This window comes from Chitinophaga sp. Cy-1792, from assembly GCF_011752935.1.
Taxonomy (GTDB): domain Bacteria; phylum Bacteroidota; class Bacteroidia; order Chitinophagales; family Chitinophagaceae; genus Chitinophaga.
Genome location: NZ_VWWO01000003.1, coordinates 260169 through 281246, shown reverse-complemented (window position 1 = coordinate 281246; position 21078 = coordinate 260169). Strand labels below are relative to the sequence as shown.

Genomic DNA, 21078 nt, shown 5'->3' with positions numbered 1-21078 from the left:
GAGAATAGCCTCCAGAAATTAGCCTTTAGTATTGCAAATAATGCGAAAACTAAAGGCTAACTACCAAAGGCTAAATGCTATTATGGTTCTACTAAAAATAAAGGTTGGTCATACTCTACCGGAGAAGCGTCGTCAACGAGCACTTTCACGATTTTACCAGATACTTCACTTTCAATTTCATTGAACAGTTTCATTGCTTCGATGATGCAAACAACTTTGCCAGGAGCAACTTCGTCTCCTACATTAACAAATGCAGGTTTATCAGGACCCGCAGAACGGTAGAAAGTACCGATCATTGGCGATTTGATAGTGATCAGGTTGTCAGCTTTAGGTGCTGCCGGAGCCGCAGCTGGTGCTGCTGGTGCCGCAACCGGAGCTGCTGCAGGAGCCGCAGGAGCAACAGCCTGTACAGGCGCTACAGCTGCAGGTACAGCAATTACCTGCTGTACTTCGTTGTCTTTTTGTTTTATTGTAATCTTAAACGTGTCCTGCTCAATGCTCAGTTCACTGATATTTGATTTGTTAATCATTTTTACCAGTTCCTGAATCTGTTTAAAGTCCATGTAGACAGCTTTTGGTTTAGAAATGTGATATAGTTAGTTCTCGAAAAAAATACTATCTCAATTATTTTACTCTCTCGATATATTCACCGGTTTTGGTGTTGATGCGGATCATCTCACCTTCTTCAACGAACAAAGGAACCATTACAGTAGCACCGGTTTCAACGGTTGCTGGTTTCAGTGTACGGGTAGCGGTATCACCTTTAACGCCTGGCTCTGAATAAGTTACCAGTGCAACAATTTTATCAGGTAATTCAACCGCCATAAACTGGTCAGTTTCAGTGTTGATCTGAACCATTACTTCCTGACCATCTTTCAGGAATTGTGGTGCATCGATTGTCTGCTCTTCCATGATGATCTGCTCGAAAGTCTCATTATCCATGAAGTTATAACCAGTGTCATCTTTATATAAGAATTGGAAAGGCTTCTTTTCGATACGAACCGGGAAAATGGTATCGCCGGAGTTCCAGGTATGCTCGATAGAACGTGTATTGTCAACGCCCTTCAATTTAGCCCAAACCTTTGCTGCTGCACGGGCGGTTTTGTTCTGACCAAACTCTACAACAGAATACAAGCTGTTATCCAGCTTGATGATTAATCCTGTTCTGATATCTGCGGTGGTAGCCATAAAAGCTTACTATTTTTTAAGTTAAAAATTTATAAGGAATGCAAAAGTAAAAAATTTGGCATATGAACGAGCAACTAATTCCCAAAAATAGGCAGAATAGTCCCTTTTTGACGCAATTTTCTGTATTTTAATGCAGAAAATGACATTAAAGGGGTAAATTGACGGCAAATTCAAGAAACATTACGACGTATGCGCTATCTCTTTTTACTGCTCTCCATCTGCATGCCAATGCTGTTAAAGGCCCAATTTAACCAGGCCGCTGCCAATGCAAAACCGCCATACCTGCAGTACCCGGTTATTCCAACCTTTAAATTTACCCTCCCTGATGGTAATACCATTACCAAAAGAGACCTCAAAAGGGAAAATACACTGGTTTTTGTGTTCAGCGTAGATTGTGACCATTGTAAGCACCTCACAGAAGAAGTGATCCAGAATATGGACAAATTTAAGAAATACCAGATCCTGATGGTAACACCGTTCCAGGTCGCTCAGATGAAAGAATATTACGAACACTACAACATCGCCAAATATCCTAACATCACCATGGTAAGCGAACCTACCCGCCAGATCATGTATTTCTACGACCTGCATTTCTTCCCGGGCCTCTACATTTATACCGCCAAAGATAAGTTTGTAAAAGGATTCGAAGGATCAGCAAAAGTAGATTCTCTGCTTTATTACCTGAAATAGTCAGCCCACAGCGCTTTTTAAAATATTTAGGGGATGAAATACAAGCCAGTATTGTATTTCATCCCCTTCCTTTTTTATTTCAGAGATTTCTTCCAACAAAAGCCATTTGTTGATATCTATTGCGTAAATTGATTAGACATTAGTTTTTTTTGTTCACTTTAAAGCCATAGATAAGATGAAAGTCACAGTAGTAGGAGCCGGCAATGTAGGCGCTACCTGCGCCAATGTACTGGCCCACAGAGATTTTTTAACAGAGGTGGTTTTGCTTGATATCAAGGAAGGAACAGCAGAAGGGAAAGCCCTGGATACATGGCAGCAAGCCCCGATAGACTATTACAGTACCAAAGTAACCGGTGTAACCAACGACTACACCAAAACTGCCAACAGCGACGTCGTGGTGATCACCTCCGGCCTGCCCCGCAAACCCGGCATGAGCCGCGATGACCTGATCTCTACCAACGCAAACATCGTAAGGTCAGTAACTGAAAATATTACCAAACAGTCCCCGGACGCCATTATCATCGTTGTCAGCAACCCGCTCGACGTCATGACCTATTGCGCCTACCTGGCTGCCAAAAAAGACAGCAGCAAAGTATTCGGCATGGCCGGTATCCTCGATACCGCCCGCTATCGCGCTTTCCTCGCAGATGAAATCGGATGTTCCCCTAAAGACATCCAGGCAATTCTCATGGGCGGCCATGGCGACACCATGGTACCTCTCCCACGGTACACCACCGTTGGTGGTATCCCCGTTACGGAACTCGTTGCCGCAGATAAACTCGAAGCCATCATCCAACGTACCAAAGTAGGTGGCGGCGAAATCGTTAACCTCCTGGGTACTTCTGCATGGTATGCCCCAGGTGCTGCAGCTGCACAAATGGTGGAAGCCATTCTCAAAGACGAAAAACGCGTATTCCCTGTATGCGCATGGCTTACAGGCGAATATGGACTCAAAGATATCTACCTCGGCGTACCCGTTATCCTCGGTAAAAAAGGTATCGAAAAAATTATAGAACTCCAGCTTAACGCAGAAGAAAAAACTTTACTCAACACCTCTGCCAAACATGTGAAAGAAGTAATGGATGTCCTGGACAATATGAAGGAAAAGGTTTAAAACCCTTCTCACAGGACATTAAAAAATACGCTCCGCGTTAAATCCTATACAATAAATGCCCCCGTCAGTGCTATACTACGGGGGCATTTACATAAATAATTAACGAAACATCAGCATAACATACTTTCCTCATTCACGGATTAATACGTACACTCATCAGCCAATTTTTCCATTGAAAAATTAAAATAAAAACCCCGCTGATTTGCTCAACCAATACAAGCTTAGATTGTTCCTTTATTTTCAACATCTTAAAAGCTATAATTAGCTCAAAGTGTTAAATAGTGTTAAAAAGAATCGTAATTTCGTAATTACTTTGATCTATCTTTTGTGCGTATGTCTAATCTGGAAAAGTTAATTACTCAAAAATCCTTCCTTAACGAGTATCACAAAGGACTTGTCAGTCTAATATTTGTGGGCAACTGGCTAACAGCCCGTCATCAGCAGTTTTTCAAAAAATATGATATCACCATGCAGCAGTTCAATATACTGCGCATATTGCGTGGCCAGCATCCGCAGGCTGCCAGTATCAATGTGCTGAAAGACCGTATGCTGGATAAAATGAGCGATGTGTCACGACTCGTTGAGCGCCTCCGCAAAACAGAACTGGTAGAACGCAAAAGCAGTGAAATAGACAGGCGTGCGGTAGATGTCCGCATTACGGATAAAGGCCTGGAACTACTTGCCAAAATAGATGAAGACCTGGACCAGCTGGAAAATATCCTGAATGGCTTAAGCGAAACAGAAGCTGCCCAACTAAACCATTTACTGGACAAGGTGCTTGATCACTACGCATAAAAAAACCGGTTCACATCGCTGCGAACCGGCCTTCTTTTTTTATTTTTTTTTTTTAGATAGTCTCCAGGTAATTCAAATCTTTACCGAAAGTCTCTTCCGTTGTCCAGGCAGCTATTACCGCCAGTCCTATACATACTACTGCCACCAAAGCAGCACTATGTAACAGATTAAAATGCCCCTGTAAAGTCACAAACAGGATTGAAATCAATGGCAGCATACCTCTTGCAAAGTTAGGCACCGTAGTGGCTACAGTAGCTCTAAGGTTGGTACCAAAGCTTTCCGCGGCAATGGTTACAAATATTGCCCAGAAACCAACACTGAAGCCCATAAACGTACATACAGTATAGAAAACAACTGTCGTTGCACCATGGAGATTCAGGTAGATGCCCACCATTATCGCTGTCAGTGCCAGGAACAATAACATCACTTTCTTCCTGCTTTTCAATACCTGACTGATTAAGCCACTGCTAAAATCTCCAATTACCAGTCCGGCATAGGTGAAAGCAACGGCATCCCCCGGATTGATAGCGCCTTTAACACCCATTTCCGCAGCAAACTTGTTCGAGAAAGCTATCAGAATACCCACTACAAACCAGGTGGGAGTACCCAGCAGAATACATTTCAGGTATTGCAGGAAACGTTTTTTATCGGTAAATAATGCGATGAAACTTCCTCTGGTATTGGCGCTTGCCTTTACCTGGTTAAAGAGATGAGATTCCATTACACTTACGCGCAGCAACAGTAAACCCAGGCCCAGGCCACCTCCGATAAAGTAGCAAATGCGCCAGTCGCCCACCGCCTTAGCAATCAGGTTGGCAGCAACGGCTCCCGAAACACCCACTGTGGCCACTATCATTGTACCATAGCCGCGTTTTTCTTTCGGCAATATTTCTGATACCAGCGTGATACCTGCTCCCAGCTCTCCTGCCAGCCCGAAGCCCGCTACAAATCGCCAGAGCACATAACCATTGATACCGTGTACAAAGCCATTGGCAATATTGGCAATAGAATAAATAAGAATGGACCCAAACAAAACACTTAATCTTCCTTTCTTATCTCCCAGAATACCCCAGAAAATACCGCCAATGAGCAGGCCTACCATCTGGATGTTGATCAATAAAAGACCGGCGCCGGCATCTATTTCACTCTGGGGAAGGCCTAAGGATTTTAAACTGGGTACTCTTACAATCGTAAAAAGTAACAGATCATAGATATCTACAAAATACCCTAAGGAGGCAACAATTACTGCGATATTAAATATAGACGCAGAACGATTATCGGTTTTCATGTAGCGTGGTTGATAAAACTTAGTAAATAATTTAAGATAGAAAAACAAAATGCCGTGAAAGATAATATTTCACGGCATTCTTTTTAAATTTTTTTATAAATTATTTTTATTTGGATTCAGATTCCTCTGTAGCCTTGGCAGCTTCTGTTTTGATAGGGCCTTTGGCTTTGCCAAAAAGCAATTTGAAAAGTACCGGGAAAGTAGTTACTACTACGAGGCCAATAACAATCAATTCCAGGTGGTCTTTCAATCCAGGGAATTTCTTACCCAGGAAGTAACCAGCCAGCATCATGGAAAATACCCATGCAAATGAACCTATGAGGTTGAAGAACATGAATTTCTTACGGTCCATTCCCACAATTCCTGCTACAATTGGTGCAAAAGTGCGGATAATAGGCAGAAAACGGGCAAAAAAGATGGCACCACCACCATATTTCTCATAGAAATCATGCGCCTGATGCAGGTGCTTCTTCTTAAAGAAGAAGGTATCTTTTCTATTATATAACATCGGTCCGGATTTTCGTCCAAACCAGAAACCTACCATATTACCCAGTACGCCGGCAACGGCAATTAACAGCATCAGCACTACGAAAGGAGCATCATGAAAGCTGGCACTCAGTTCATTACCATAAAATCCTGCAAGAAAGAGCAGTGAATCTCCTGGCAAAAAGAAGCCTACAAAAAGTCCGGTTTCGGCAAAAATGATAGCTATTAACAGGTATAGCCCGCCATTATCAATAATCCAGGCAGGATTAATGAGGTGTCTAAATAACTCTATTATCTGGTCCATGCGATAAAAAATACTTTCGGGATCGGTAAATTATAAATTATTCTTTTATGAGAATGTTAATCTTTGGCATCAGGAGCTGGCGTTGGCACTTTCCAGGTCCAGTTTATCTTCCCATTTAGATACTACTGCAGTTGCCATGGCATTACCAATTACGTTGGTGGCAGAGCGACCCATATCCAGCAGGTGGTCTACGCCCAGCAGCAGTAATAACCCTGCTTCCGGAATATCAAACATAGACAATGTCCCTGCAATTACTACCAGTGATGCACGTGGCACACCGGCAATACCTTTACTGGTGATCATCAATACCAGCAACATGGTAATCTGCTGTTGCAGCGGCAGGTGCATACCGTATGCCTGGGCAATGAACAGGCTGGCAAAGGTCATATACATCATAGAACCATCCAGGTTGAAGGAATAACCTAGTGGCAATACAAAACTTACAATTCGTTTATCACAGCCGAAACGCTCCAGTTCCGCCATGGTACGAGGATAGGCAGCTTCACTGCTGGCGGTGCTGAACGCCAGGATCACCGGGTCCTTGATCAGGCCAAGCAGGCGGAATACCGGCTTGCCGAGGATCATCCATCCCACCAGTGCCAGTACTATCCATAAACTGAACAGGCCGGCGTAAAATTGCGTGATGAATTTACCGTATATCCATAAAACACTTAGTCCCTTGTCTGCAATAATAGCAGCCATAGCCGCGAATACGGCAAATGGTGCAAAATTCATAACGAAGCCGGTCACTTTCAACATGATATGAGCAACGCTGTCCATCAGTTTCACTACTGGCAGTGCGGCTTCTCCGATAGCAGCGGCAGCTACACCAAAGAATATGGAAAACACCACGATCTGGAGGATCTCATTATCGGCCATGGCCTTGATTACGCTATCCGGTACCACATGGTGAAAGAAGTTTTTCAGCGTCATATCAGCCTTGGCAACACCGGAAGCCGCATGAACATCCGGCAGGGGTAATGACAGCGAAAGGCCTGGTTTCATGATATTCACGAGCACCAGCCCAAGGAACAATGATACAAAGGTTGCACTGATAAACCACAGCATTGTTTTACCACCTACGCGTCCAACTGCTTTAATGTCACCCATTTTAGCCACACCTACCACCAGTGTGGAGAATACGAGTGGGGCAATGATCATTTTTATAAGACGGAGGAAAATATCTGTAAGAATAGATATGTTGTCTGAAAATTTCTTGATACTAGCTTGTTGTTCGGGTGTTGGCTGGCCGTTTCCAAGTGAGTAGTTTACTATATAACCTGTCGCAATGCCAATTATCATGGCAGCAAAGATGTAAATAGTAAGCTTGTTGGATTTCTTCATGCGACGGTAGAATTAATTGCGATAATCGTTTGAGTTGTAACCTAAAATTTCCCAAAAATAAGGTTACTACCGTTAATATGAGCTACCAGAGGTAAAATAAAAGGCTGGTTTTTGATTTCCAGTTATTATATTTGGCGACTAACAATCAACAACAAACAAATCTACCTTAAAACAATCAACCACTAATTGGCTTATGAGCAAACTATTTGCCAAGAAACAACTGTCTGTATTACTTTCGGAAGCTTCTGATTCAGAGAAGGGTCTCAAAAGAACGCTTGGAGCAGGATCATTAATCGCGCTGGGAATCGGTGCTATCATTGGTGCTGGTTTATTCGTTAGAACTGCGGCCGCTGCTGGTCAGCATGCTGGCCCGGCTGTAACAATATCCTTCATCATCGCTGCCATTGGCTGCGCCCTTGCCGGATTATGCTATGCCGAATTTGCCTCTATGATTCCGATCGCAGGTAGTGCCTATACCTATTCTTATGCCACTCTCGGAGAATTTATTGCCTGGATCATCGGATGGGACCTCGTGCTGGAATATGCACTGGGAGCCGCCACGGTAGCCATCGGATGGTCGCAGTACCTCAACAAATTACTTGTGAAGAGCGTTGGGATATCCATTCCTTATGAATGGTCGCACAGCCCATTTGAAGTAAGCGATGCCGGTGTTCATGGTATTATGAACTTACCGTCTGTCTTCATTCTGTTACTGATGACAATGCTGCTGGTACGCGGGATCTCCGGTTCAGCCATTGTTAATAACATTATCGTAATTACGAAAGTTGCGATCGTAATGTTATTTATCTTCTGCGGATGGCAGTTTATCAATCCGGCTAACCACACACCTTTCACTATCGCAGCTGATGCTGGTACTGTTACCATGCACAATGGCCAGGTAGTGGATTATTCCAACTTCTGGAACCACGGCTGGGCCGGGGTGCTCAGAGGTGCAGGTGTTGTATTCTTTGCGTTTATCGGCTTCGATGCGGTATCTACTGCCGCGCAGGAAACCAAGAATCCAAAGAGAAACATGCCTATTGGTATCCTCGTTTCCCTGGTTATCTGTACAGCACTGTACATCCTCTTCTCTTACGTTTTAACTGGTATTGCACCATATAAAGATTTCACCAGGGCCGGTGGCGAAGCGTCAGTTGCCTATGCGATCGATACTTACATGCCTGCAAGCTATGGCTGGTTATCTACCTTCATCACCGTTGCGATCCTTGCTGGTTTCAGCTCTGTGATCCTGGTAATGCTGCTGGGCCAGACCCGCGTATTCTACTCTATGAGTAACGACGGACTGGTTCCTCCTGTATTCGCAAAACTGCACCCTAAATACCGTACTCCTTACCGCTCACAGTGGATGTTCTTCGTATTCACTACCCTGTTTGCTGCCTTCGTGCCAGACAGCGTAGTAGGTGATATGACCAGTATCGGTACACTGTTCGCCTTCGTATTGGTGTGCATTGGGGTTATTGTGATGAGAAAAACCAATCCGGAAGTACCACGTGCCTTCAAAACACCTTGGGTACCGATTGTTCCTATCCTCGGCGCACTGTTCTGCCTGACCATGATCGTTAGTCTTGGCCTGGAAAACTGGACCCGCCTGTTCGTATGGCTGGGTATCGGATTTATCATCTACTTCAACTATAGTGTGAAACATAGTAAGGCCCGTAAGCTGATGGAATAATCCTTTTGATGATTTCATTACTTTGCAGGATTAGCTTAAATTTGTGGATTATTTTAAAGATCCAACATAAGATACCGCTCCAATGGGAAGAATATTTGAAGTTCGTAAATCCACCATGTTTGCCCGCTGGGACAGGATGGCAAAACAGTTTACCAGAGTTGGTAAGGACATAGCAATCGCCGTAAAGGCCGCTGGACCTGACCCTGACAATAACCCTGCACTTCGTCGCTGCATCGTGAACGCAAAGGCAGTTAACATGCCGAAAGACCGTGTTGATGCTGCTATCAAGCGTGCAATGGGTAAAGACAAGACAGATTATGAGGAAGTTGTATATGAAGGATATGCTCCACACGGTATCGCCATCATGGTAGATACTGCTACTGATAACACCACCCGTACTGTTGCCAACGTGCGTATGCACTTCAACAAATGCGGCGGTACGCTTGGTAACAGTGGATCCGTAGCATTCATGTTCAACCGTGTAGGTGAATTCAAAGTGAAAAATGCTGGTCAGGACCTGGAAGAACTGGAACTGGAACTGATCGACTTCGGTCTGGAAGAAATTGGAGAAGATGCTGAAGGCAATATTATCGTTCGTGCTGCATTTACTGAATTCGGTAATATGTCTAAAGCGCTGGAAGATAAAGGCCTGGAAGTTATCAGCTCAGAACTGAAACGTATCCCTGCAAACACTGTTGAACTGTCTGAAGAACAGGCAAAAGAAGTGCTTGAGCTCGTTGATCGCCTGGAGCAGGACGATGACGTTCAGCAGGTTTTCCACAATCTGAAGTAAGTACAAAATACCATAAAGAAAAGGTCCTGCTGTAATGGCAGGACCTTTTTAGTTTCAACGGATAGTAAGCAGCCAATAGTGTAGGTGTATCAGGCCTTGACAATTTCTTCTGTCCTGGTGGTTTCATTGGCAATGAACATAATTCCTTTGCCATGATAGGTTTCCACACTGAGGGTTGGATCCGGGGCTATATACCGGCGTAAACGGGTCAGATAGACATCCATCGTACGCTTTGTATAGGTTTCATCACCATCCCATACACAGGACATTATCTGGTCTCTTTTAAGCTTTTTATTAGGATTCTCACAGAGATATTTCAACAGATCAGATTCTTTCGGCGGAAGCTGCATGTTCATCGCCTCAATCTTCTTAGGATTATCCGGGGTAGAATCAGGATCATCTACGACCACCGCCACATTACATTGCGGATAATCAAACCTTAAATTACCTACCTGGTAGGTTACTTTCTTCTCACTGCGTAACAGCCTGGCCCTTTTGATAAAAACCTCCATCCGCATCAGGAATTCCTGGATGTTGAAAGGCTTCACAATATAATCATCCGCACCGGATTCAAATCCCTGCATACGATCCTGCTCCATATACCTGGAAGAAGTGATCAGAATAGGTACATTCTGATTTACTTTACGGATGTCACAAGTAAGTTCAAATCCGTCTTTTTTGGGCATTACAACATCTAATACGCAAAGGTCGATATCTCTGGCAAGAAAGGTTTCCCAACCTGCCTGGCCATCTGAACAATAAAGAACCTCGTAGCCGGCTTTCTCGATATGTCGTTTCACTACTTTGGCAAAGAACTGGTCATCTTCTACCAATAAAACGGTCGGTTTCATTTTAGATAGATTTTAAAGTAACAATGTTATTCCGCGATTGACTTTGGGCTACCCAATTAGCAAGGGGTATTTTTTACGTTTATTCAAAGTACCGATTTAGAAATGGTTCTGCAATCAATCTTTTCATTCATTTTACACCGCTGCTGTTCATTTTGTTCAATTATGAAATTATATAGCAGTATATCTATATCTACTTATAAAACAATAAAAAACGCATAGATATGAAGTATAATAAACAGACTTCATCATCTATGCATTTTATTAAATACAAGAAATATGTTTAGGATACGACATTTTGCGCCCTTCCAGACAAAAATGCGTCAAGGTTTTCTATTACTTTGTTTAACAACCTCTTCCTTGCGTCTGAAGTCGCCCAGGCAATATGAGGCGTAATAAAAACGTTCGGACTCCCAATTAAAGGATTACCCTCACGCGGCGGCTCCACCGACAAGACATCCAGCCCCGCACCTGCAAGCACCCCATTGCGCAAAGCATCCGCAAGGTCCTGCTCCTGAATCAGTCCTCCCCTGCTTGTATTAATCAGAAATGCGGTCCGCTTCATCGTTGACAATAAAGCAGCATTCACAAATTCCTTATTCGCCGCACTCATAGGCGTATGCAACGACACCACATCGGCTTCCCTGAAACAGGTGGCCATATCAGTAAACGTAACACCATCCATCTTATCCCGCTCCGGATGCTTATGATGTGCAATTACCTTCATGCCAAAAGCCAGCCCCAGTCGCGCTACCGCCTGCCCGATCTGCCCAAGCCCAACAATGCCCAATGTCTTTCCTTCCAGTTCTACCAAAGGATAATCCCAGAAAGAAAAATCCACGCTATTCGCCCAACGCCCTTCGCTTACCGCAGCAGCGTGTGCTCCCACATGGTGACAAAGCTCCAATATCAAAGCAAAAGTTAGTTGCGCCACGGCGGTGGTGCTATATGCCGGCACATTGGTCACCACTATATTCCTGGCCTTAGCTGCTGCTACATCCACTACATTATAACCTGTCGCAATAACACCGATGTACTCCAGATGGGGTAATTGTGCAATACTGGCAGCGCTCAGCAATGATTTATTCGTTAATACTATCGCTGCATCCTTTGCACGCTCCACTACCAGTTCTTCCGGCGTACGATCGTAAATAGTTACGTTTCCCAATGCCTGAAGTCCTGCCCAGCTTAAATCTCCGGGATTCAGCGTGTAACCGTCCAAAACAACTATATTCTTCATCTCTGTAAATTTTTATCTGCTACTATTTCTTCAAATATCGCGGATTCTTTACAAAAGCTTTTATCTCTATGGGAGTTATTCCCCTGAAACCTGCTCCAGATGAACAAAACGTTAATTAACGTTCCTATAGTTTTCTGTAATGGTTTATTCCCTGACATTTGCTACGCCATAAACTAATTGGGCCTTAGCCCGGAACTGTTTAATCATAAAGAAGCCACCACATATGCACTTTAATATGCTATGTAGTGGCTTCGTCTATTCTGGCAGCTATTATCTGCCACATGGAGCACGCTAAAACATTAAATACTTTATGGTAATGTGCTGAAATTAACAGCAGGCGCAGTGCCGGAAGATGGTCGTGTATAGGTGACACCCACACTGTTTCCTACCTGTCTGAACCCACCGCTATACATGTACATCATATTATTTTCAATACCGCCACCTTCGTCATATCGTTGATGAACGGCGTCGCTGGCTGTTGTACTGAAACTGGCTTTGGTGACTTCTATCCAATTGCCATTCTTTGTACACACCCACTGGTTGCCATATCTCGCCTTGAAATAATCACTTCCATTGCTGCCAAAGTTTTCCACAAAGGAATAAAGTCCGCCCAGCAACTGGCCATTGGTTTTGGATTTGTCCCATTCTGCGAGCAACTTCCAGGCATTATTTTCCGGTGCAAAATACCACGCGGTAAAGAGGGTATGTGTACCTGATGCTTCCGCATGTACCAGCATTTTGTAGGTATTACCTGTCACCCACGGAAACACCAGGTAGGTTTGTCCACCGGATCCTTCATTACCGAAGGCATTATCTGTTACGCCGGTTCCTTTCCTGACCAGTGTTACGGCGTAATCTGCCGGAATTTCATTCGGGTCATTGGTGTTGTAGTTACTCCAGATGCTAAACAGGATACGCCTTTCAGTAGCACTGTTTACCTGTATCCCGAAGTACCCATCCCAGAATCCGTTTGTCATATAATAGGCGTATAGCGGGTCTGCGCCTGAAGGCACATTTATTTCGGTATAAAACCAGCTGATAGCGCTATCTCCCGGGTACTGGTAATTCAGATGCGTGGCAGGTGCGCCCCTGTACACGCTCTTATTGTATTTCAACCCCAGCGAACTGTTGATGATCACGGCCTGCACATCCGGTAAATAAGTGCCGTTTTTGGTAACAGCCTTGATTTCCAGGCAATGATACTGTGCTGTGCTGATGTTAAAGGTGCCCACATTGAGCGTTACATAGCTGGATGTCTGGTTGACCACTACATTATAAGTGGTACCTGAACTATCCAGTCTGATACGCAATGTATTCGTATTGGACGGGGCTTTTACGACGATTGAGACAGAAATGGAACCTGTCGCCTGCGGATAGAAATAAACCCTTGAAAACCCGGAAGAATCGGTCCAGGCGCCTAATCCTGTCGAAGAAATGGACCCATAGCCGTTGCTCTGGTCCTTTGGAAATACATAGCCATTGCTGTACAGGGTTACTGTATCCGTGGTGGCTACAAAGGTGCTTGCGTCTGATGCAGCACTAATCTGTTGATTTTTAAGTAGTTCACTGCTGTTGTATTTTGCGCAGGCGCTCATAAATGCGGCCATACAGAGCAAAATAATAGGGTAATGCTTCATGTGAGTGGAGGATTTTGGTTAGCATATTGAAAAAGTGCTCCATGCAGATTTTGAGGAAAATCAATGTCTCGGGTTACTTGCTCACTGGTTTTAACTGGCAATGCCATTACTCACGGGTTTCAACAGTAATAAAAGTACTTTTTACATTTATAAAATTTAAACTATACGGATTTTATGAAGATGAAATGACATAGGTTGTTTTAGAGAGACGTCAAATATACCGGAGCGTATAGCCCTAACCGTATGGAATATACGTTACGGGCAGCTATACCTGCATGGCAATTACATGACAACAAAAAAGGCTGCCCCTGAGTAGGGACAGCCTTGGTATCATAAAGCAGCAGGACTGCTATTCTTCCATCATTTCAGTTACCACGCGAACGATATCTTCCGGATTAGGCTTGGAGAAGTAATCTCCGTCAGAACCATAGGCCGGGCGATGCGCCTGTGCACTGAGGGTGCGCGGTGCCACATCCAGCCAGCGGTAACCACCCTGATTTTCCATCACCTGCTGGAACATATAAGCCGTTCCACCACCAGGCACATCCTCATCTGTAAAGAGAATGCGGTTGGTTTTCTGCAGTGACTTCACAATAGAATGGTTCACATCGAAAGGCAGTAAAGTCTGTACATCAATCACCTCGCAGGAAATACCGATTTCTTCCAGGGTATTCACCGCTTCTTCCACGATACGGGTCATGGAACCGTAGGTAACAATGGTTACATCGTCTCCGGATTTCAGTATCTCCGGCTCTCCCAAAGGAACAGTAAAGGTTTCCAGGTTGGCAGGTAATTTTTCTTTAAGGCGGTAACCATTCAGTGATTCAATTACCAGGGCAGGCTCATTAGCTTGCAGGAGCGTATTGTACATACCTGCAGCCTGTACCATATTACGCGGAACACATACGTGCAGTCCACGCAGGGAATTGATAATCATACCCATTGGAGAACCACTGTGCCAGATACCTTCCAGGCGGTGGCCACGGGTACGCACAATGATCGGGCAATGCATGTTTCCTTTGGTTCTGTATTGCAGGGAAGCCACATCATCACTGAGTGGTTGCAGGCCATACAGCAGGTAATCCAGGTACTGGATTTCAGCGATCGGGCGTAAGCCACGCAATGCCATACCAATCCCCTGTCCCATGATGGTGAGCTCACGGATGCCGGTGTCGGCAATACGGAAACCGCCATGTTTCTGCTGTAAACCGGCAAAGCCCTGGTTTACGTCACCGATTTTACCAACATCTTCCCCGAAAGCAAATACTTTAGGGTTATTGGTAAACAGCTGGTCAAAGTATTTATTCAGAACTTCGTAACCATTCAGCGTGACAGCCTCTTCTTCGTATGTTGCAGGTACTACCGGTACATTCAGGGCAGAATTCACACCGGAAGCATGCAGATCAGTGTTGTAATTTTCTTTTTCTTTGGCGAGATAGCTCTCGTAATATGCTTTCAGCTGTTGTACTGCTGGCTCCTGCTGTAATTTTTTATGTCTTACCAGGATGCTGGCAGCAGCTTTCAGGATATCCTTGCGCTGAGGCTCACGGTTGATTTGTACATCACGCACCGCCTGCTGAACGAAATCAGCATTTGCACCAGCTACATCGGCTACAGGAGCGGCATAGCTAACAAATTGCTGTACTTCATTTTTAATAGGGGCAATGTATTTTTCCCAGGCTGCCTTGCGGGCGTCCTGAGCGGTGGTTTTGGCAGCCGCTTCGATTTCTACCAGGGTAGCCTCGTCGGCAAGTGCATTTTCCAGTATCCAGGAACGCATTTTCGCGTTACAGTCAAACTCTTTTTCCCATGCCAGGCGTTCCTTGCTTTTGTAGCGTTCGTGGGAACCGCTGGTAGAGTGCCCCTGGGGTTGGGTAATTTCTTCGACGTGGAAGAGTGCAGGGGTATGTGTTTCGCGGATCTTGCGGATAGCAGGTTCCAGTACTTCACACATGCCGGCATAATCCCAGCCTTTGATATTGTATATATCGAAGCCATTGGTACCTTCCGTTTTGCGGAAACCTTCCAGGGCTGCGGATATAGAATTTTTAGTAGTCTGATATTTACGTGGTACAGAGATACCATAGCCATCATCCCAGACGAATACGGCCAGCGGCACCTGCAGTACCCCTGCGGCGTTCATGGTTTCCCAGAAATGTCCTTCAGAAGTAGAAGCATCCCCGATGGTGGCGAAACAGATTTCGTTACCATTGTCGGAGAGGTTTTTAAAATCATGTAATTCCTCTACTTTACGGAACAGCTTGGAAGCCAGTGCCAATCCCAGGGAACGGGGCATTTGTCCGGCGGTAGGTGCCATATCAGCAGCAGAATTTTTCATTGCTGCGAGATTGAGCCAGTTACCGTCTTTATCCAGGTTTGGGGTAGCAAAATGCGAGTTCATCTGACGACCACCGGAAAAGGGATCATGGTTAATATCAGGGTCAGCATAAAGCTGTGAAAAGAATTGTTCAGGAGTAGCTATACCAGTGGCAAATGCAACGGTTTGGTCGCGGTAGTAACCTGAGCGGAAGTCCCCCGGTTGAAAATATTTGGACATCGCTATCTGCGCAATTTCCTTTCCATCTCCAAAAATGCCAAACTTAGCTTTCCCTGTAAGTACTTCCTTACGGGCCAGCAGACTAACCTCTCTGCTTTCGCAGGCCAACCTGTAGTCATGTAACACCTCCTTACGGAATTCTTCGAATGACAACCGGCTTTCTATATTCATAGCGAGTTCGTTATTTTCTATCATGCCTCTTGGTTAAAGTACAAAAGTAAGGTTAATTATACAGTTGCAAAATGCCCTTAAAATCTACATTTAAAATAATCTGATTTTTTTAATAAGAATTTAATAAATTCGAATCTATTAAATGCTTTTTGGCAGTAAATTTGTCACGGAACAAGCAACAAATTAATTTTTTTTAACCAGTCGCTTTTAAAACCAATATAAAAAATGAAAAAGTTTATTCTATCCCTATTTGCAACATTACTGGTATCTACTGCGCTGTGGGCACAAAATCAACAGCCGGCACAAGTTGACACTAAAGTAAAATTCGCTAAAGAATCTATTGATTTCGGCAAAACCGAGCTGAACAAGCCAGTATCTGTTGATTTCGAATTCACCAATATTTCTAAAGAACCGGTTTTAATTGAAGCGGCAAGAGCCAGTTGCGGCTGCACGACTCCAAAATGGACGACTGAGCCAATCCTGCCTGGCAAAAAAGGTAAAGTAACTGCAAACTATAACGCGAGCAGCCTTGGCCAGCAAAGCAAAACTATCTGGGTTAAATTCAGAGGAGTTGATCAGGATAAAGAATTGCACCTGACCGGTACAGTAGGAAATCCTTCCAGCAAATAAGATTAACATCTTTCCTTATAGAAAAAGCCTTACAGATAGTCTGTAAGGCTTTTTTGTTTGCAGTACAGTTGAATGGTAACAACCCTAATTCACCTATCTTTGCAGACGCAAAAGAATCTAAATCAATTATGCCTACCATTAGCCAGAGAGGTGAGCGTATGCCAGCCTCTCCCATCAGAAAGCTTGTCCCTTTTGCTGAAGCAGCAAAAAAAAGAGGTACTAAGGTGTATCACCTTAATATCGGTCAGCCGGACATAGAAACACCAAAACCAATTCTTGATGCGGTTCGTCATTCAGATTTCAAAATCCTTGAATACAGCCACAGCGCAGGAAACGAAAGCTACCGTCGTAAACTGACGGAATATTACAAACGCTTCGATATCGATGTAACGCATAACCAGATTATCGTTACCACCGGCGGTTCTGAAGCTATCCTGTTTGCTTTCATGGCCTGCCTGGACCCGGGAGATGAAATCATTGTTCCTGAACCTTTCTACGCTAACTACAATGGCTTTGCGGTGGAAGCTGAAGTAAATATCAAAACCATTACCGCTGATATCAGCACTGGTTTTGCTTTACCAGCCATGTCCGACTTCGAAAAGGCTATTACGCCTAAAACGAAGGCTATTCTTATCTGTAATCCCAATAACCCAACCGGTTACCTGTACAGTAAAGAAGAAATGGAAGTGCTGAAACAGCTCTGCCTGAAATATAACCTTTACCTCTTCTCTGACGAGGCTTACCGTGAATTCTGTTATACCGGCAAGCATTTCTCCGCCATGAACCTGGAAGGATTGGATAATAATGTGATCATTATGGATACCATTTCCAAACGCTATAGCGCTTGTGGTGGCCGTATCGGTGCATTTGTTACCAAAAACCAGGAATTACTGGATGTGGCGATGAAATTTGCACAGGCCAGACTGAGTCCCCCGTCTTTCGCACAGATTGCTGGTGAAGCTGCTGTTGATCTGCCGGCAGATTATTTCGACGGTATCAAGGCTGAGTATCAGCATCGTCGTGATTTGCTGGTGAAGATGCTGAATGAAATCCCTGGTGTTTTCTGCCCTAACCCGGGTGGTGCATTCTATGCGATGGCACAGCTTCCGATTGATGATTCAGATAAGTTCTGTCAGTGGATGCTGGAATCATTTAGTCATGAAGGCCAGACAGTTATGATGGCGCCGGCTACCGGATTTTATGCTACTGCCGGTTTAGGTAAGAACGAAGTTCGCCTGGCTTATGTGTTGAATCTGGAGGATATCCGTTCTGCGATGATATGCTTAGGTAAGGCATTGGAAGTATATCCGGGCCGTACATCTATAAAATAATTTATTTCGCTGGAAGTGTGGTGACATTAAGAAAAGAGGAGAAAACGTATTATAAATAATTTTATATATTGTTTTTTGTATAAAACACCGCTTTTTTTAGGTCACCTACTTGCATTTTTCGTTTTTTGTTTTGTATATTTGATACAGAAACAAGAAAACAACGAAAAAAATCTAAACATAAAAATATTTACATATACGATTGGTTTTGCAAAATCTAAACTTGTTTAAGAATTTTTTAACCTGCAGAATTTTTCGATACGTGATTTTGGTGCGACCTTTGAATCACTAATTACAGAAACATTTATCAGTAATCTGTAAAAAACAAAGTTTAACTAAAACGTTTTAGCAAAATATCGTATTTTTGTATCAGTTTTTCATAACGTGGAATTTATAAAGGCAAACGGCTCTGATCACAGAGCCGTATTTTTTTGCCCTTATCTCCCGTTTCGTCCCTGAAAAATTGTTTTTTGTCGCTTTTTCCTCCCAAATCTCAAAAAAGAGATACACATCTTAACTTTGCACCTCTTTTTTTTATAATATTGTTATGTAATAAAACGGCGGAACATTCCCACACTCGTTGTGGTGATATTTTCGTTTGTTTTCATAACGTGGAATTTTAAAATGCAATGGTCCTGACTCCTCAGGACCATTTCTTATTTAAATTCCTCGGGTGCTTCCCTCCCGGAATTCGGCATAAAATAAAAAATCCCGTCTCTACGGATGTAAAGACGGGATCTTCAAATATATCTACCAATAGAAATCTTATTTCATATTAGCTTTAATCAGTGTGAAGAAGTCATCAAACAGATAACGGCTATCGTGAGGACCAGGAGTTGATTCCGGGTGATACTGCACAGAAAATGCCGGTTTGTTTTTGATACGGATACCTTCAACAGTATTATCGTTCAGGTTGATATGCGTAACTTCTACGTTCGGGTGTGCTTCTACTGCTTTGGCATCTACCGCAAAACCGTGGTTCTGGGTGGTGATTTCGCACAAACCAGTTTTCAGGTTTTTTACCGGATGGTTCAGACCGCGGTGACCATGGTGCATCTTGTAAGTTGGGATGTCATGTGCCAGCGCCAGCAGCTGATGGCCAAGGCAGATACCAAACAGCGGACGTTCTGCTGCCAGGATGGCCTTAACGGTATCTACTGCATATTTCAACGGAGCCGGATCGCCAGGACCATTGGAAATAAAGTAGGCGTTTGGTTTGAATTCTTCCGTTACTTCAAATTGTGTATCCGTTGGGAATACTTTCAGGTAAGCACCTTTTTCTGACAGGCATTTCAGCATATTACGCTTAACACCATTGTCCATCACCGCAATACGGATGGGTGCTTCAGGATCACCAACAGTGTAAGCTTCCCTGGTGGTCACTTCCTTACATAATGCCAGACCTTCCATAGAAGGCACTTTCGCCAGTTCTTCCTTCAGTTTGTCAATATCCAGGATTTCAGAAGAGATGATGCAGTTCATCGCTCCTTTACTACGAACATGAGATACCAGTGCACGGGTATCTACGTCATAGATCGCTACCAGGTTATTGTCTGTCAGGAATTTTTCCACCGACTCATCCGCCATTTTTCTGGAATAGTTGTAAGCGATGTTTTTAGCGATCAGACCGCTGATCTTAACAGTGCTACTTTCAACATCATCGGCTTTGGTGCCGTAGTTGCCAATGTAGCAGTTGTTCATAATAAGGACCTGTCCTTTGTAGGAAGGATCTGTAAACACTTCCTGGTAACCCGTCATACCGGTATTGAAAGCTAATTCACCGGCAGCTGTGCCAATTTTTCCAAAAGCTTTTCCCTGAAAAACCGTACCGTCGTCTAACAGCAGTATGGCAGGTTGGATGGTTCTCGTCTGAGGCATTTCTGGTATCTGTCTTTTTTTATTTTTAAAAAAAACCTTCGAGGACATAGGGTGCCCAGGAAGGTTCGGATAAAAAACCGTGCAAAGGTATGAAATGCACAGTTAAATACAGCTTTTTTTATACCTCTTTTACAGAACTATTTAATTTTAACAGATTTAAGCACTCTCCGCGCCACTTCCTGGCCATTTGGATCATCGTCCCGGTAGTTGATATGGATCTGCCAGCGGCTGTTTCCCTTCACTACAACCAGGTTGGAAAATGCCAGTTTGATCGCTTTCTTGTAGGTATAAGTCCCCTCCTCCAATGTGCCAGGCATACCTGAAATCAGTACTGCTACCGGATTATAATTCATATCAGTTACCTGCCCGTTTTCCAGCAGACAGGCATTGGTTTGTTTAACTGCTATGTCCAGGGTGTTCTGCTCCGCATTTTTGTAGGTCCGGAGATTTACTTCGATCTGCACACCACCTCCATCTTCATTACGGTAGCTTTTGGCGTACTCGGTCAGACCGGCCTCAGCGGGTCCGAGTGGCTGATCGTGTACCCATAATTTCAAGGGGGTGGATATTTCCAGTGCCTGCCTGCCGATGGTGGCCGTCGTCCAGTTGCCATATAAGCTTGATTTGGCCACTTTAGGATAGAGCAATGTATATACTGCTTTTTTACCGAACAGCGTCCCTGCGGTGGCTATACACACAAATAAAAGGGTAAAGAAGATGATGACCTTTCCGCGGTTTTGCGGTTGCAGCTGTCGTTGTGCCCATGCTGCCACCACATTTGTTTTTTTAGGTTTTATGTAGATGCCTATTGTTTGCCTGAATTCTTCGAAAGAGGCCATGGGATGAGCCTGGCGCCATTCGGCGAAGTTATGCGGAAGTTTTTTGCCACAGGATTCACAAAAGGTCTGGTACTCCGATTTAAGTGCATTAGGGTGCTCACAGTGCGAGCATAATAAGTATTTCATAGGATGAATATGGTTATAGGCCTGGTCGAGATTGCTCACCTAAATATACAAATATTTACAAATATATTTTTCTCAATATGGTTAAAGACATATAAAATAAAAGCCTCTCTACGAGGTAGAGAGGCTTTT

At 43.9% G+C, this 21078-nt stretch carries 18 protein-coding genes; 7 read left to right on the top strand and 11 right to left on the bottom strand.

The features are described 5' to 3' along the window. Nucleotides 1–80: 80 nt before the first annotated feature. Together accB and efp are read right to left on the bottom strand one after the other, a co-directional pair. Nucleotides 81–563 (bottom strand): acetyl-CoA carboxylase biotin carboxyl carrier protein, encoded by a 483-nt coding sequence (accB, locus tag F3J22_RS26480; RefSeq protein ID WP_167021002.1) that lies wholly within the window; start codon nt 561–563, stop codon nt 81–83. 61 nt (nt 564–624) lie between these two features. Then, nucleotides 625–1188, bottom strand: coding sequence for an elongation factor P (gene efp / locus F3J22_RS26475; RefSeq protein ID WP_167021001.1), 564 nt, complete (start codon nt 1186–1188; stop codon nt 625–627). A gap of 189 nt (nt 1189–1377) precedes the next feature. Between efp and F3J22_RS26470 the strand changes: the two genes are divergently transcribed. The 3 genes from F3J22_RS26470 (at nt 1378) to F3J22_RS26460 (ending at nt 3787) form a co-directional block, all read left to right on the top strand. Continuing rightward, nucleotides 1378–1878 carry a peroxiredoxin gene (locus tag F3J22_RS26470; protein WP_167021000.1) on the top strand — a complete coding sequence of 167 codons (501 nt, stop codon included), beginning with the start codon at nt 1378–1380 and terminating at the stop codon, nt 1876–1878. Between the two features lie 175 nt (nt 1879–2053). Continuing rightward, complete coding sequence (gene mdh, locus F3J22_RS26465) at nt 2054–2992, top strand: malate dehydrogenase (protein WP_167020999.1); 939 nt, start codon at nt 2054–2056, stop codon at nt 2990–2992. Between the two features lie 333 nt (nt 2993–3325). Next, on the top strand, nt 3326–3787 hold the full coding sequence (locus F3J22_RS26460) for a MarR family winged helix-turn-helix transcriptional regulator (protein ID WP_167020998.1): 462 nt from the start codon (nt 3326–3328) through the stop codon (nt 3785–3787). Nucleotides 3788–3839: 52 nt separating this feature from the next. Here F3J22_RS26460 and F3J22_RS26455 read toward each other — a convergent pair whose 3' ends face one another. The 3 genes from F3J22_RS26455 to F3J22_RS26445 all read right to left on the bottom strand — a co-directional run bounded on the left by F3J22_RS26455 (nt 3840) and on the right by F3J22_RS26445 (nt 7209). After that, a complete protein-coding gene (locus F3J22_RS26455; RefSeq protein WP_167020997.1) occupies nt 3840–5075 on the bottom strand; it encodes an MFS transporter in 1236 nt (411 codons plus the stop codon). 106 nt (nt 5076–5181) lie between these two features. After that, a complete protein-coding gene (locus tag F3J22_RS26450) occupies nt 5182–5865 on the bottom strand; it encodes a DedA family protein (RefSeq protein ID WP_167020996.1) in 684 nt (227 codons plus the stop codon). A gap of 69 nt (nt 5866–5934) precedes the next feature. Then, nucleotides 5935–7209, bottom strand: a complete 1275-nt coding sequence (locus F3J22_RS26445; protein ID WP_167020995.1) for a dicarboxylate/amino acid:cation symporter — start codon at nt 7207–7209, stop codon at nt 5935–5937. 193 nt (nt 7210–7402) lie between these two features. On the opposite strand from F3J22_RS26445, the gene F3J22_RS26440 reads away from it, so the two are divergent. Both F3J22_RS26440 and F3J22_RS26435 read left to right on the top strand, forming a co-directional pair. Further along, nucleotides 7403–8902, top strand: a complete 1500-nt coding sequence (locus F3J22_RS26440; protein ID WP_167020994.1) for an amino acid permease — start codon at nt 7403–7405, stop codon at nt 8900–8902. Between the two features lie 82 nt (nt 8903–8984). Next, nucleotides 8985–9695: a YebC/PmpR family DNA-binding transcriptional regulator gene (locus F3J22_RS26435; protein WP_167020993.1), complete on the top strand. Its 711-nt coding sequence runs from the start codon at nt 8985–8987 to the stop codon at nt 9693–9695. A gap of 89 nt (nt 9696–9784) precedes the next feature. Here F3J22_RS26435 and F3J22_RS26430 read toward each other — a convergent pair whose 3' ends face one another. From F3J22_RS26430 to F3J22_RS26415, 4 genes are all read right to left on the bottom strand, one after another. Beyond that, on the bottom strand, nt 9785–10546 hold the full coding sequence (locus F3J22_RS26430) for a response regulator transcription factor (protein ID WP_167020992.1): 762 nt from the start codon (nt 10544–10546) through the stop codon (nt 9785–9787). 280 nt (nt 10547–10826) lie between these two features. Next, nucleotides 10827–11783 carry a D-2-hydroxyacid dehydrogenase gene (locus F3J22_RS26425; protein ID WP_167020991.1) on the bottom strand — a complete coding sequence of 319 codons (957 nt, stop codon included), beginning with the start codon at nt 11781–11783 and terminating at the stop codon, nt 10827–10829. Between the two features lie 308 nt (nt 11784–12091). Further along, nucleotides 12092–13420 (bottom strand): DUF3472 domain-containing protein, encoded by a 1329-nt coding sequence (locus tag F3J22_RS26420; RefSeq protein WP_167020990.1) that lies wholly within the window; start codon nt 13418–13420, stop codon nt 12092–12094. Nucleotides 13421–13769: 349 nt separating this feature from the next. Beyond that, the gene (locus F3J22_RS26415; RefSeq protein WP_167020989.1) at nt 13770–16172 is read right to left on the bottom strand and encodes a thiamine pyrophosphate-dependent enzyme; all 2403 of its coding nucleotides are present in this window, start codon (nt 16170–16172) and stop codon (nt 13770–13772) included. A gap of 201 nt (nt 16173–16373) precedes the next feature. Between F3J22_RS26415 and F3J22_RS26410 the strand changes: the two genes are divergently transcribed. Next, nucleotides 16374–16778: a DUF1573 domain-containing protein gene (locus F3J22_RS26410; RefSeq protein ID WP_167020988.1), complete on the top strand. Its 405-nt coding sequence runs from the start codon at nt 16374–16376 to the stop codon at nt 16776–16778. Nucleotides 16779–16906: 128 nt separating this feature from the next. Beyond that, entirely contained in the window at nt 16907–18109 is a 1203-nt protein-coding gene (locus F3J22_RS26405) for a pyridoxal phosphate-dependent aminotransferase (protein ID WP_167020987.1), read from the top strand. A gap of 762 nt (nt 18110–18871) precedes the next feature. Here the strand turns inward: F3J22_RS26405 and carA are convergent. After that, on the bottom strand, nt 18872–19984 hold the full coding sequence (gene carA, locus F3J22_RS26400; protein ID WP_167020986.1) for a glutamine-hydrolyzing carbamoyl-phosphate synthase small subunit: 1113 nt from the start codon (nt 19982–19984) through the stop codon (nt 18872–18874). Nucleotides 19985–20121: 137 nt separating this feature from the next. Then, nucleotides 20122–20949: a zinc ribbon domain-containing protein gene (locus tag F3J22_RS26395; RefSeq protein WP_167020985.1), complete on the bottom strand. Its 828-nt coding sequence runs from the start codon at nt 20947–20949 to the stop codon at nt 20122–20124. Nucleotides 20950–21078: the final 129 nt, after the last annotated feature.

What these genes read in the sequence shown, in the direction of transcription:
- accB (WP_167021002.1), bottom strand. Translation starts at nt 563, where the DNA reads ATGGACTTTAAACAGATTCAGGAACTGGTAAAAATGATTAACAAATCA.
- efp (WP_167021001.1), bottom strand. Translation starts at nt 1,188, where the DNA reads ATGGCTACCACCGCAGATATCAGAACAGGATTAATCATCAAGCTGGAT.
- F3J22_RS26470 (WP_167021000.1), top strand. Translation starts at nt 1,378, where the DNA reads ATGCGCTATCTCTTTTTACTGCTCTCCATCTGCATGCCAATGCTGTTA.
- mdh (WP_167020999.1), top strand. Translation starts at nt 2,054, where the DNA reads ATGAAAGTCACAGTAGTAGGAGCCGGCAATGTAGGCGCTACCTGCGCC.
- F3J22_RS26460 (WP_167020998.1), top strand. Translation starts at nt 3,326, where the DNA reads ATGTCTAATCTGGAAAAGTTAATTACTCAAAAATCCTTCCTTAACGAG.
- F3J22_RS26455 (WP_167020997.1), bottom strand. Translation starts at nt 5,075, where the DNA reads ATGAAAACCGATAATCGTTCTGCGTCTATATTTAATATCGCAGTAATT.
- F3J22_RS26450 (WP_167020996.1), bottom strand. Translation starts at nt 5,865, where the DNA reads ATGGACCAGATAATAGAGTTATTTAGACACCTCATTAATCCTGCCTGG.
- F3J22_RS26445 (WP_167020995.1), bottom strand. Translation starts at nt 7,209, where the DNA reads ATGAAGAAATCCAACAAGCTTACTATTTACATCTTTGCTGCCATGATA.
- F3J22_RS26440 (WP_167020994.1), top strand. Translation starts at nt 7,403, where the DNA reads ATGAGCAAACTATTTGCCAAGAAACAACTGTCTGTATTACTTTCGGAA.
- F3J22_RS26435 (WP_167020993.1), top strand. Translation starts at nt 8,985, where the DNA reads ATGGGAAGAATATTTGAAGTTCGTAAATCCACCATGTTTGCCCGCTGG.
- F3J22_RS26430 (WP_167020992.1), bottom strand. Translation starts at nt 10,546, where the DNA reads ATGAAACCGACCGTTTTATTGGTAGAAGATGACCAGTTCTTTGCCAAA.
- F3J22_RS26425 (WP_167020991.1), bottom strand. Translation starts at nt 11,783, where the DNA reads ATGAAGAATATAGTTGTTTTGGACGGTTACACGCTGAATCCCGGAGAT.
- F3J22_RS26420 (WP_167020990.1), bottom strand. Translation starts at nt 13,420, where the DNA reads ATGAAGCATTACCCTATTATTTTGCTCTGTATGGCCGCATTTATGAGC.
- F3J22_RS26415 (WP_167020989.1), bottom strand. Translation starts at nt 16,172, where the DNA reads ATGATAGAAAATAACGAACTCGCTATGAATATAGAAAGCCGGTTGTCA.
- F3J22_RS26410 (WP_167020988.1), top strand. Translation starts at nt 16,374, where the DNA reads ATGAAAAAGTTTATTCTATCCCTATTTGCAACATTACTGGTATCTACT.
- F3J22_RS26405 (WP_167020987.1), top strand. Translation starts at nt 16,907, where the DNA reads ATGCCTACCATTAGCCAGAGAGGTGAGCGTATGCCAGCCTCTCCCATC.
- carA (WP_167020986.1), bottom strand. Translation starts at nt 19,984, where the DNA reads ATGCCTCAGACGAGAACCATCCAACCTGCCATACTGCTGTTAGACGAC.
- F3J22_RS26395 (WP_167020985.1), bottom strand. Translation starts at nt 20,949, where the DNA reads ATGAAATACTTATTATGCTCGCACTGTGAGCACCCTAATGCACTTAAA.